The organism is Streptomyces sp. Y1, from assembly GCF_041053115.1.
In the GTDB taxonomy this organism is placed as follows: domain Bacteria; phylum Actinomycetota; class Actinomycetes; order Streptomycetales; family Streptomycetaceae; genus Kitasatospora; species Kitasatospora rubellomurina.
Genome location: NZ_CP163445.1, coordinates 1,711,582 through 1,724,481 on the forward strand (window position 1 = coordinate 1,711,582; position 12,900 = coordinate 1,724,481).

Consider the following 12,900-nt stretch of genomic DNA (forward strand, 5'->3'; position numbering starts at 1 on the left):
CGGGGCCGTCATTCGGAGATCGCGCGCTGCACGAGCGCCTCGATGTCGAGGTCGTCGATCTCGTCGAAGTCGTCCCCGTCGTCGAACGCGTCGTCCGGCAGGTCGGCGGTGTCCTCGTCCGCCTCCGGCTCGGGGAACAGCAGCTCCCGCACGCGCTCCGCCAGCGCGGCGGGCGTCGGGTAGTTGTAGATCACCGTGGCCGGCACGTGCACGCCGGTGTCCGCCTTGACCTGGTTGCGGAACTCGACACCGCTGAGCGAGTCGAACCCGATCTCCTGGAAGGACATGTCGGCGTCGATGTCGTCGACGGACGCGTAGCCGAGGACGGCCACCGCCGTCTCCAGCAGCAGCGCCACCAGCTCCTCGCGCTGTGCCTCGGGCGCGAGGCCGGCCAGCCGGCGCGCCATCGGGGACAGGCCGTCCTCCTCCTCGACGGGCTCGTCCGCGGGCCGCTCCGCCGCGACCTGCTCCGCGCCGGCGCCGGGCCGCAGCACGGTGCGCAGCAGCTCGGGCACGGTGTCCTGGCGCAGCGCGGTGCGGTCGACCTGCACCGGTAGCTGCAGCGCGTCCTCGGAGGCGAGCGCGGCGTCGAACAGGGCGGCGCCCCGGTCGGCCGTCAGCGGCGTCATGCCGTGGCGGCGGAAGCGGGCCAGGTCGGCCTCGCCGAGGGTGCCGGCCATGCCGATCTCCCACGGGCCCCAGGCGAGGGCGAGCGCGGGCAGGCCGGCGGCCGTGCGGTGTTCGGCGAGGGCGTCGAGGAAGGCGTTGGCGGCCGCGTAGTTGGCCTGGCCGGCGTTGCCGACCACGCCGACGACGGAGGAGAACAGCACGAAGGCCGACAGGCCGAGGTCCTTGGTCAGCTCGTGCAGGTGCCAGGCGGCGTCGACCTTGGGCGCGAACACCCGGTCGATCCGGTCCGGCGTCATGGTCTCCACGGCGCCGTCCGCGAGCACGCCCGCCATGTGCACCACGGCGGTGAGCGGCGCCTCGGCCGGGATCAGCGCCAGCTGCCCGGCCAGCGCCGCCCGGTCCGCGACGTCGCACGCGGCCTGGCTGACCTCGGCGCCCAACGCGGTGAGCTCGGCGGCGAGTTCGGCGGCGCCGGAGCGGCTGAGCAGCAGCAGCCTGCGCACGCCGTGCTCGGTGACCAGGTGCCGGGCGAACAGCGCGCCGAGGCCGCCGGTGGCGCCGGTGAGCAGCACCGTGCCGTTCGGGTCCCAGGCCGGCCGGGCGCCGGTCGCGGCGACCGCCGGGACGAGGCGCGGGGCGTAGACCCGGCCCTGGCGGACCACCAGCTGCGGTGCGCTCGGGTCCAGGGTCTCCAGCGCGCGCCGCGACTCCTCGCTGTCGTCGGTGTCGACCAGGACGAAGCCCTCGCCGTACTCGACCTGGGCGGCGCGCACCAAACCCCGGACGGCCGCGAGGGCCAGGTCCGGCGTCTCGCCGGGCAGCGCGGCCACGGCGCCCCGGGTCACCACGGCCAGCGGGCGCTCCTGCGGCTCGGCGAGCCGGCGCTGCACCAGCTCCAGCGCCGCGTGGGCGCTCGCCCGCACGGACGCGGGGACGTCGCCGCCGGTGCTCGCCTCGACGTGCACCAGGTCGACCGGGCCGGGGGTGCCCGGCTCGACGGGCGCCCAGCGCACCGCGAACAGCGAGTCGGCGACGGCGCCCCGGGCCAGCTGCGCCGCCGAGGCGGGCATCAGGGCCAGCGAGTCGACGGTCAGCACCGGCGTGCCGTCCGCCGCGGTGATCGTGACCGACACCTCGGTGGCGCCGAGCCGGGCGACCCGCACCCGCAGCCGGCCGGTGCCGCGCGCGTGCGGGGTGACGCCGGACCAGGCGTACGGGAGGAAGGTGCGCTGCGCGTCGTCCGAGGGGTCGTCCGATCCGAGCAGTGCCAGCAGCGGGTGCAGGGCGGCGTCGAACAGGGCCGGGTGCACGGCGAAGCCCCCGGCGGCGTGCGGCACCTGCTCGGGCAGCTCGACCTCGCCGTAGGCCTCGTCCCCGTCCCGCCACAGGGCGCGCAGGCCCTGGAAGGCGGGGCCGTAGCCGAAGCCCCGGCCGGCCAGCTCCGGGTAGAAGCCGGCCAGGTCCACCGCGGCGGCGCCCTGCGGCGGCCGGACGTCCGGCGCGGCCGCCCGAGAAACCGCCTGCGGGACGGCGAAGCCGGCCGCGTGCCTGGTCCAGGAGCCGGCGCCGGCCGAGGCCGGGCGGGAGTAGACGGCCACCGGGCGGCGGCCGGACGGCTCCGCCTCGCCGACCAGCACCTGCACCCGGACGGCGCCGGCGGCGAAGGTCAGCGGGGCGTGCAGGGTCAGTTCCTCGACGGACCGGCAGCCGGTGCCCTCCAGGGCGCGCAGCACCAGGTCCACCACGGCCGCGCCGGGGAACACGGCGCTGCCGAAGATCGCGTGGTCGGCCAGCCAGGCGTCGGCGGCGAGGTCGATCCGGCCGTTGTAGGCGACCTGCTCGCCGGTGGCGAGCTCGGTGGCGGCGGCGAGGAAGGGGTGCGCGACGGCCGCCAGGCCGGCGCTCTCGACGTCGCCCCGCGGCCGTTCGGGCTGCGCCCAGTAGCGCTGGCGGTCGAAGGCGTAGCCGGGCAGGTCGACGGGCCGGCCGGGGCGGCCGAGGGCGGCCAGGTGGGCCGGCCAGTCGACGGGCACCCCGGCGACGTGCAGCCGGGCCAGGGCCTCGGCGGCCGAGCGGGTCTCGGAGCGGCCCTTGCGGGCGAGCGGCACGGCCGTCAGGCCGGCGTCGGCGAGCTGTTCGGCGGCCATGGCGGCGAGCACGCCGTCCGGGCCGACCTCGACCAGTGCCCCGGCCCCGGCCTTCACGGCGGCGGCCACGCCGTCCGCGAAGCGCACGGCCTCGCGCACGTGGCGCACCCAGTACTCGGGCTGCTCCAGCTCGCCGGGCTCGGCGACGGCGCCGGTCACGTTGGACACCACCGCGAGGCGCGGCGGCGCGTAGGCGACGGACTCGGCGACGCGCCGGAACCCGTCCAGCATCGGGTCCATCAGCGGGGAGTGGAAGGCGTGCGAGACGCGCAGCCGGGTGGTCTTGCGGCCGTCCGCGGCCAGCTCGGCGGCGATGGCGGTGACGACCTCCTCGACGCCGGAGATCACCACGGCGGCCGGGCCGTTGACGGCGGCGACGGAGGCGTCCCGCTCGTGCCCGGCGAGCGCGGCGCGGACCTCGTCCTCGTCGGCCTGGACGGCCACCATGGCGCCGCCGCGCGGCAGTTCGCCCATCAGGCGGGCCCGGGCGGCGACCAGGCGGGCGGCGTCGGCGAGCGAGAACACGCCGGCCACGTGGGCGGCGGCGAGCTCGCCGATGGAGTGGCCGACGACGATCGCGGGCTGGACGCCGAGCGAGGTGAGCAGCCGGTAGGCGGCGACCTCGAAGGCGAACAGCGCGGGCTGGGTCATCGCGGTCTCGTCGAGCAGCGCGGCCGTCGCGCTGCCGGGCTCGGCTCCGACGACCTCGTCGATCGGGTGCTCCAGCAGCGGGTCCAGCGCGGCGCAGACCTCGCGCCAGGCGGCGGCGAACTCCGGGAACGCGGCGACGAGTTCGCGGCTCATGCCGAGGCGCTGGCTGCCCTGCCCGGAGAACAGGACGCCGACGACGGGCGGGGCCGAGGTGTGGCCGGTGGTCACCGCGGGGTCGCGCCGGCCGTCCGCCAACGCCCGGAGCCCGGCGAGGAGTTCGGCCCGGTCGGCGCCGACGATCGCGGCCCGGTGGTCGAGCGCGGTGCGCCGGGTGGCCAGCGAGAGCGCGACGTCGGCCGGGTCGGCGTCGGCGGCCGGGTCGGCGTCGGAGACGGCCCCGGCGACGGCCTCGGCGAGCTTGCGGGCCTGGCCGGCGAGGGCCTTGGCGCTGTGCGCGGAGACCGTCCAGACGAGTTCGCCCTTGGCGGGCTCGGCGGGCTCGGCGGACGGGGCGGCCGCCTCGACCGGGTCGCCCTGCTCGATGATGACGTGCGCGTTGGTGCCGCTGATCCCGAAGGAGGAGACGGCGGCGCGGCGCGGACGCTCGGCCGCGGGCCAGTCGCGCTGCTCGGCGAGCAGACGCACCTGCCCGGCCGTCCAGTCCACCTTGCTGGTGGGCTGCTCGGCGTGCAGGGTCCGGGGCAGCACCCCGTGCCGCATGGCCTGCACCATCTTGATCACGCCCGCGACGCCGGCGGCGGCCTGGGTGTGCCCGATGTTGGACTTCAACGAGCCCAGCCACAGCGGCTGTTCGCGCTCCTGCCCGTACGTCGCCAGCAGGGCCTGGGCCTCGATCGGGTCGCCGAGGCCGGTGCCGGTGCCGTGCGCCTCGACGGCGTCGACCTCGGCCGGGGTCAGGCCGGCCGAGGCCAGCGCCTGGCGGATGACCCGCTCCTGGGAGGGGCCGTTGGGGGCGGTGAGCCCGTTGCTGGCGCCGTCCTGGTTGACGGCGCTGCCGCGCAGCACGGCCAGCACCCGGCGGCCGTTGCGGCGGGCGTCCGAGAGGCGTTCGAGGACCAGCACGCCGACGCCCTCGGACCAGCCGGTTCCGTCCGCGTCCTCGGCGAAGGCCTTGCAGCGGCCGTCGCCGGCCAGGCCGCCCTGGCGGGCGAACTCGACGAACATGCCGGGGGTGGACATCACGGTGACGCCGCCCGCGAGGGCCAGCGAGCAGTCGCCGGAGCGCAGCGCCTGGGCGGCCAGGTGCAGGGCGACCAGGGAGGAGGAGCAGGCGGTGTCGACGGTGACGGCCGGGCCCTCCAGGCCGAGGGTGTAGGCGACCCGGCCGGAGACGACGCTGCCGGAGCCGCCGGTCAGCGCGTAGCCGGCGAGGTTGCCGGAGACGTCCTGCAGGCGCGGCAGGTAGTCCTGGGCCATCGCGCCGAGGAAGACGGCGGTGTCGGTGCGGCGCAGCCGGGCCGGGTCCTGGCCGGCGCTCTCCAGCGCCTCCCAGACGGTCTCCAGGGCGAGCCGCTGCTGCGGGTCCATGGCGAGGGCCTCGCGCGGGCTGATCCGGAAGAAGCCGGCGTCGAAGTGGGCGGCGCCGTCCAGGAATCCGCCGGCGGCGGCGAAGTCGGCATCCGCGTCGACCTGCCAGCCACGGTCCTCGGGGAAGCCGGTGATGGCGTCGGCGCCGTCCGCGACGAGGCGCCACAGGTCCTCGGGGGTGGCGACGCCGCCGGGCAGGCGGCAGCTCATGCCGACGATCGCGATCGGCTCGTCGAGCGCGACGGCGGGCGCGACGGCGGGCGCGACGGGCAGCGCCGGGGCCTCGTCCGGTCCGGCGACCAGCTGGCGGATGCGGCGGACCACGGCGGCCGGGGTCGGGTGGTCGTAGGCGAGCGAGACGGGCAGCTGGAGGCCGGTCGCGGCGTTGAGCCGGTCGCGCAGCTGCACGGCCGTCACCGAGTCGAAGCCGAGCTCCTTGAAGGTGTCGTCGGCGCCGATCCGCGCGGTGTCGGCGTGGCCGAGCAGGACGGCGGCCTCACCGCGCACCAGGGTCCACAGCTCGGCCTCGGAGGGGCCGGTGGGGTCAGGAGTCTCGACCATCGCGGCGGGAGCGGTCGAAGGCGATTCGGAAGCCGCCACCGTGACGGCGCCGTCGACCCAGTAGGTCTCCCGCTGGAAGGCGTACGTCGGCAGCGGCACCCGGCGGGCGCCGGTGAACACGTCGTCCCAGGCCAGGTCGAGGCCGCGGGTGTACAGCTCGGCCATGGACAGCCGCAGCCGGTGCACCTCCTCCTCGTTCCGGCGCAGCGTGGGCTGCACGACGGCGCTGCCGGCGGTGGCGGCGATGTGCATGGCCAGCACCGGGTGCGGGCTGACCTCGACGAACACGCCGTAGCCGTCCGCGGTGAGGGCCTGGACGGTGTCGGCGAAGCGCACCGGCTCGCGCAGGTTGCGGTACCAGTACTCGGCGTCCAGGGTGGCCGGGTCGACCCGGCCGGCGGTGACGGTGGAGTAGAAGGCGACGCCGCTGTCGGTGGTGGCGGCGCCGGCCACGCCGGCCAGCACCTCGTCGCGGATCGTCTCGACGTGCGCGGAGTGCGAGGCGTAGTCGACCGGGACGATCCGCGCCCGCCGGCCCTGCGCCTCGCAGGCGGCGACGGCCGCGCGCACGCCGTCCGGGTCGCCCGAAATGACGGCCGTGCCCGGGGAGTTGACGGCCGCGACGGAGACGCCGGGCTGGTCGACCTCCTCGGCGGGGACGTCCAGGATGGCCATCAGGCCGTGCCCGGACAGCTTCTCGGTGATGACCTTGGCGCGGGCGACGATCAGCCGCACGCCGTCCTCCAGGCTGAGGATGCCGGCCGCGGTGGCGGCGGCGATCTCGCCCTGGGAGTGGCCGATGACGGCGTCCGGCTCGACGCCCGCGGCGCGCCACACCTCGGCGAGCGAGACCATGACGGCGAACAGCGCGGGCTGCACGACGTCCATCCGCTGGAGGGCGTCCTCGTCGCCGAGCACCTCGCGCAGCGACCAGCCGCCGTAGTGGCGCAGCAGGCGCTCGCACTCGTCCATCCGGGCGGCGAAGACCGGGTGTGCCGCCCACAGGCCCTCGGCCATGCCGATCCAGTGGGCGCCCTGGCCGGAGAACACCCAGACCAGGCCGCCGCCCCCGGCGGCGGTGCCGGTGACGACGCGGGCGGAGGGGCGGCCCTCGGCGAGCGCGGCCAGGCCGTCGAGCAGTTCCGCGCGATCGGCGGCGAGGACGACGCCGCGGCTCTTCAGCGCGGAGCGGGTGGTGGCCGTGGAGTGGCCGACGTCCAGCGGGCGCAGGTCGGCGTCCTCGCGGACCCGGTCGAGCAGGCGCCGGGCCTGGGCGCGCAGCGCCTGCGGGGTGTGCGCGGACAGCATCACGGGGACGGCCGCGCCGGGCTCGGGGGCTTCCCGTTCCGGGGTGGGCTGTGGCTCGGGGGCCGCGACGACGAGGTGGCAGTTGGTGCCGCCGATGCCGAAGGAGCTGACACCGGCCAGGCGCGGGCCCTCGGGCCACGGCCGGGCCTCGGCGTTCACCCGCAGCTTCCACTGCTCCAGCGGGATGCCCGGGTTGGGGCTCTCGTAGTTGAGGCTGGCGGGCAGCACGCCGTGCCGCACCGACAGGGCGACCTTGATCAGGCCGAGCACGCCGGCGGCCGGTTCGAGGTGGCCGATGTTGGTCTTCACCGAGCCGACCAGCAGCGGCCGTTCGGCGTCGCGGCCGTCCCCGTACACGGCGGCCAGGGCGCTCGCCTCGACCGGGTCGCCGGCCCGGGTGCCGGTGCCGTGCAGCTCGACGTAGCCCACCTCGGCGGGGGCGACGCCGGCGGCGCGGCAGGCCGCGCGCAGCAGGGCGCTCTGGGCCTCGGCGCTGGGTACGGTCAGGTCGCCGGCGCCGTCGTGGTTGACGGCTCCGCCGAGCAGCACGCAGTACACGTCGTCACCGTCGGCGACGGCGTCGGCGAGGCGCTTGAGGACGACCACGCCGGCGCCCTCGCCGCGGACGAAGCCGTTGGCGCGGGCGTCGAAGGTGTAGCTGCGGCAGTCCGGCGACAGCGCCCCGGCGCGGGCGAACGCGATCGTGGTCTCCGGCGCCAGGTTGAGGTGCACGCCGCCCGCCAGGGCGAGCCGGGCGGCGCCCGAGCGCAGGCTCTCGCAGGCCATCTGGACGGCGACCAGCGAGGAGGACTGGACGGTGTCGACCGTCAGGCTCGGCCCGTGCAGGCCGAGTTGGTGCGAGACCCGGTTGGCGATCAGGCCCCGGCTCAGGCCGGCGACGGAGTGGTGGGACAGCGCGTCGGCGCCGCGGCGGTGCACCAGCGAGGCGTAGTCGTCGCCGGTGGCGCCGAGGAAGACGGCGGTGGCGCTGCCGTGCAGGCTGTCCGGCGGGAGGTAGGCGTCCTCCAGGGCGTCCCAGCTCAGTTCGAGCACCATGCGCTGGCGCGGGTCCATCGCCGCGGCCTCGCGCGGGGAGATCCCGAAGAACCCGGCGTCGAAGTCGCCGGCACCCGCCACGAACCCGGCCCGGGGGTGGCGCGCCAGCTCGGCGACGCCCTCCGGCCAGCGGCCGGCGGGCGGTTCCGCGATGGCATCCTCCCCCTCGGCCAGCATCCGCCAGAAGGACCGCAGGTCCCCGGCGCCGGGCACCCGGCACGACATCCCGATGACGGCGATCGCCTCGCGGCCCGCCCCCGTGAGCCCGTCCCCGAACTCGTTTTCGCCCATTAGAGCTCCCGACCCTCGCTACCCCTGTTGACAACTCGATCGGGTGACGGGCCCCTCAGATACGTTTTCGGGGCGCCAATTCGGACGAGTTTCCGGCCGAACCCGCCCCGGAAGGTTTCGGACGTGCCCACGACACGCCCGTGGGCGGCTTCGGCCCGGTCCAGCGCAGTGGCACCCGGCCGCGAGCCGGACCACCCCCGCTCGGCCCGCCACCAGGTGAACACCCGCGCATCATCTGCTCCGTTGAGCAGTTCCACCACCGTTCCCCACCATCCACCCCCCACCCGCCTGCGGCGGGTTCCCGCCCCCGGCCTCGCCGTGTGCCGCCCCGCCGGGCGGCACACGGCACTGATCGGGCCCTCCACCTCCGCTCGTACCTCGAATCCGGCAGGGCCAGACAGCCGCACCATGGAGCACGTGGCGGAGCTCGCCGACAGCCGAAGAGAAGGACAAGTCTGATCATGCCCAGCGCACCCGTGATCCTGAGCGGCACTCCCGGTTCGTTCGCCCGGGACGTCTTCCACGAGCGGCACCCGAAGCTCGTCCAGCAGGTGCTCGACGCACTGCCGTACGGGCCGAGCGTGCAGGCCGCGATGGCGGACCTCCTCGCCGAGAGCACCGACGGTGTGCTGCAGCCGCCCAGCACCAGCGCCCACGACCACCAGCAGTGGCTGGAGTGGGGTGAGGGCCTGTTCGGGCGACCGTGGGGCGAGGCACCGTTCCTGTGGGCCGAGAGCTACTTCTACCGCAGGCTGCTCGAAGCCACCGGCTACTTCCGGCCCGGGACTTGGCAGGGCATCGACCCGTTCGCCCCGTTCAAGACCGCCGAACTGGCCGGCTCTGCCGTCGACGCCGAACTGGCGGCCCTCGGCGAGTTGCCCGCCCTGTCGGCCGAGAAGCGAGCCGACGCGCTGCTCTCGTCAGCGCTCTGGGGCAACCGGGCAGACCTCAGCTTCCAGATCACTGCTTCGGCAACGGACACCCAGCCCTCGGCCCTGATCACGGACGACAGCCCTCTGCTGTGGTCCACCCTGGCGGCTGCGACCGAGCCGAAGGTCTGCGTCATCGCGGACAACGCCGGGCGAGAACTGCTGCCGGACCTCGTCCTGGTCGACCACCTCCTCACGAACGGGTTGGCCGCCGAGGCCGCCCTGTACGTCAAGCCCTCCCCCTACTACGTGTCGGACGCAACCACCGCGGACGTCCTCGCCACCACCGAGCGCCTTCGCACCGCGCCCGAGCAAGAGGCCGCAGGGATCGGACTCCGGCTCTGGGACGCGATGAACAACGGCACACTCGCGATCCGCACGCACCCGTTCTTCTGCGCGCCGCTTCCGTTCCACGACATGCCCGCCGACCTCAGGGCCGAACTCTCCGACGCCACGATGACGATCCTCAAAGGCGACCTCAACTACCGCCGCCTCGTCGGGGACCAACTCTGGGACGCCACGACCCCCTTCGCCGAGCGAGCCGACCACTTCCCGTCCCCGATAGCGGCCCTCCGCACGTTGAAGTCGGACGTCATCGTCGGCCTCGACGGACCGGCAGTCGCCGAACTGGACGCCACAGGGGAGCCATGGCGCACCAGCGGCAAGTACGGCCTCATCCAGGTCCACACGCAGGCGTAGTCCTTGCGCTATCGGGCGAAGAGCAACCGTGACGATCTCAAGGACGAGCGACCAAAGCCCCACTTCACTCTTATGAGGCATCGCCCGCGGCGGATCGCCCCGGCGAAGCTCCGCCCGTGTCGTGGGGCGCAGCAACACCCCGGGCTACGGGCTGAGCCGGTTCGGCCCACGGAACAGGAAGGTCGCCTCGCGGATCGAGGCCAGGCCGAGCATGACCATCAGTACGCGGCCGAGGCCCATGCCGAGGCCCCCGTGCGGCGGGCACCCGTACCGGAAGGCGTTCAGGTAGTCCCGCATCGGCTCCGGGCTCATGCCCTTCTCGGCGGCCTGCTCCACCAGCACGTCGTAGCGGTGCTCGCGCTGCGCGCCGGTGGTGATCTCCAGGCCCTTCCACAGCAGGTCGAAGCTCAGGGTCACGCTCGGGTCCTCGGCGGGCCGCATGTGGTAGAAGGGCCGGATGCCGACCGGGTAGTGCGTGATGAACACGAAGTCGTGCCCGGTGGCCTCCTTGATGTGGGCCGAGATCCGCCGCTCACCCTCCGGGTCCAGGTCGTCCTTGACGCCTTCGGGGTCCCAGCCGCCCCTGCGCAGGACCTCCTGCGCCTCGGCCATGGTGATGCGGGGAAAGGGCGTCGTGGGCACCCTGACCTCGACGCCGAAGTGCTCGGCGATCGCCTCGCCGTGCAGGTCGGCGACCTTGCCGATGGCGTGGGCGAGCATCCGTTCCTCGAACGCCATGACATCCTCGACCCCGTCGATCCAGGCCAGTTCCACGTCGACGCCGGTGAACTCGGTGGCGTGCCGGGAGGTGAACGACGGTTCGGCGCGGAAGACCGGCCCGATCTCGAAGACCTTCTCGATGCCGGCGGCGATCGCCATCTGCTTGAAGAACTGCGGCGACTGTGCCAGGTAGGCGCTACGGCCGAAGTAGCCGAGCTCGAAGACCTCCGCGCCGGACTCCGAGGCCGTGCCCATGAGCTTGGGGGTGTGCATCTCGGTGGCACCCTGCGCGTAGGCGTACTCGCGCATGCCCTGTTCCAGGGTGGTCTGTACGGCGAACACCAGCTGGGCGGCGGGGCGGCGGCGCACGTCCAGGAAGCGCCAGTCCAACCGCTGCTCCGGGCCCGTGCGGTCGTCGATCGGCAGCGGCGTGGCCGCCGGGTTCAGGACCTCGACCACCTCGGGAACGATCTCCAGGCCGCCGAGCTTGACCTGGGCCGCGTCGACGACGCGGCCGGTGATCCTCACGGCGGACTCGGGCGTGAGGGCTTCGAGCTGGGCCTCCAGTGGCCCGCCGTCTCGCTTGTGGGTCACCTGCACCATGCCGATGCTGTCCCGCACGATGACGAACTGCATCGCGCGCTGGAGGCGGAGGGTGTTCACCCATCCGCAGACGGAAACGGTACGGCCGACGTGTTCTCGCAGGTCGGAGACACGTACGCGGCTGTGGATCATTGCGGTCCTCCGAAGGACATCGTCATGATCCCTTGGGAGTGCGGGCGAGAAGGGCAACTCGCGGTACCACCGCATTTTCGCCACCACCGAAATGGCGGCCTCGTTCAGGCCCGGTGACGGGGGCCGGCCGGCGGGGCATTGGACCACCAGGCGGGGGCCGTTCCTCCCCGCGCTCAGGAGGGTCTTCACCTCGGGGCGCGGGACCGCCTTCCCAGCTTCCGGCGGCTCTCTCTGCTCGCGTGATCCCTGGCTACTCGTCTCCGTCGACGCGTTGCCCAGCAGGATACGGAGCGTGAGGCGGCGGTGGCAACCGGAAACTCCACCAGGCTGTGAGTCCGGCCAGAGGAAGGTCGCCTCGATCCGCAGGAGCCGGCGGCGCGGAAGCGGCGCCTCGGGCGGGGTGGCCGTCCGCCGAGTGCGCCGACCTCACCGGCCCGAGCACCGTCGCCGCCCTGGCCAGTCAGGTCGAGTCCGAACTCGGGCCGGTCGACATCCTCGTCAACAACGCCGGCGCCTACCCCCGTATCCCGGGGGACCAGCTCAGCGAGGACGAGTGGGCGCGTGCCATCGAGTCCAACCTGACGATCCACTACCGCGCTTGCCGGGCCGTCACCTCTGGCATGGCCGATCGCCGATGGGGCCGGATCGTCAACATCGGCAGCATCAATGCCCGCGCCGGCCGGCCCGGACTCACCGCCCACAGCACCGCCAAGGCCGGACTCCTCGGCCTCACCAGGTCGCTGGCCAGGGAACTTGGACCGGCCGGGATCTGCGTGAACACTGTCGTACCGGGGCCATCCAGGTCGAGGCGGAGAACGATCTGCCCGCCCACCACCGAGCCCGACCCGAGGACCAGATCCGCCGCCAGTGCGTCCAGCCCCGAGGCCGCCCCGAGGACGTCGCCGCTGCCGTCGCCTTCCTCGCCGGCCCCAGCGCGTCCTTCACCACCGGCCAGTCGTTGCACGTCGACGGCGGCTGGATCCTCCACTGACCCTGCGCACAGCCGAGACCACCAAGAAGGAAGAGACCACCATGCAGCACCGCGTCCGCGCCGTCCTCCTCACCCCGGACGGCACCATGCTGCTGATCAAGCGCATCCGCCCCGGCATCGACCCGTACTGGGTGATCGTCGGCGGCAAGATCGAGCCCACCGACGCCGGCCCGGAGGAGGCTCTGCTGCGCGAGGTCCGCGAGGAGATCGCGGGCGAGGCCGAGATCGTCGGCCTCCTCCACACCATCGAGGGCGACGACGAGCGCCAGGACTTCTATCTCGCCACCATCGAGGAGTGGAGCTTCGAGGACCGCACCGGCCCCGAGTTCAGCCAGGAAGGCCGGGGCGAGTACCTCCTCGAAGAGATCCCCCTCACCACCGACGCCCTCGACGCGGTCAACCTCCTACCCAAGGACTTCGCGGCCGTCCTGCGCGAGGCCGTCGAGCGCGGGAAACTCCTCGCCGCCAGGTAGTCACAGAGGCTGGATGCCCACAAAAGCCTCACACGGCGTCAAGTGCCGTGTTACGTTCCGTACTCCAACAGAAAAAGGTGACCCCGGCGGTGCTGGAACACCCCCGGGGTCCGGCACCAGGAGCTGAACCTCCGATGCGCGTACATCGTACCGAACACGTA

The 12,900-nt window shown here is 74.1% G+C and carries 4 protein-coding genes and 1 pseudogene; 3 read left to right on the forward strand and 2 right to left on the reverse strand.

Annotated features, from left to right (window positions below):
• Positions 1-8: 8 nt before the first annotated feature.
• Positions 9-8,192 (reverse strand): type I polyketide synthase, encoded by an 8,184-nt coding sequence (locus AB2U05_RS07295; protein ID WP_369182789.1) that lies wholly within the window; start codon positions 8,190-8,192, stop codon positions 9-11.
• A gap of 461 nt (positions 8,193-8,653) precedes the next feature.
• Between AB2U05_RS07295 and AB2U05_RS07300 the strand changes: the two genes are divergently transcribed.
• Complete coding sequence (locus AB2U05_RS07300) at positions 8,654-9,820, forward strand: damage-control phosphatase ARMT1 family protein (protein ID WP_369182790.1); 1,167 nt, start codon at positions 8,654-8,656, stop codon at positions 9,818-9,820.
• Between the two features lie 144 nt (positions 9,821-9,964).
• On the opposite strand, the gene aspS is transcribed toward AB2U05_RS07300, so the two are convergent.
• Positions 9,965-11,275, reverse strand: a complete 1,311-nt coding sequence (gene aspS / locus AB2U05_RS07305) for an aspartate--tRNA(Asn) ligase (RefSeq protein WP_369182791.1) — start codon at positions 11,273-11,275, stop codon at positions 9,965-9,967.
• Between the two features lie 329 nt (positions 11,276-11,604).
• Here aspS and AB2U05_RS07310 point away from each other — a divergent pair.
• Both AB2U05_RS07310 and AB2U05_RS07315 read left to right on the forward strand, forming a co-directional pair.
• Positions 11,605-12,266: pseudogene (locus tag AB2U05_RS07310) on the forward strand (SDR family NAD(P)-dependent oxidoreductase).
• A 41-nt stretch (positions 12,267-12,307) separates the two neighbouring features.
• A complete protein-coding gene (locus AB2U05_RS07315; protein WP_369182792.1) occupies positions 12,308-12,739 on the forward strand; it encodes an NUDIX domain-containing protein in 432 nt (143 codons plus the stop codon).
• The last annotated feature ends 161 nt before the right edge of the window (positions 12,740-12,900 follow it).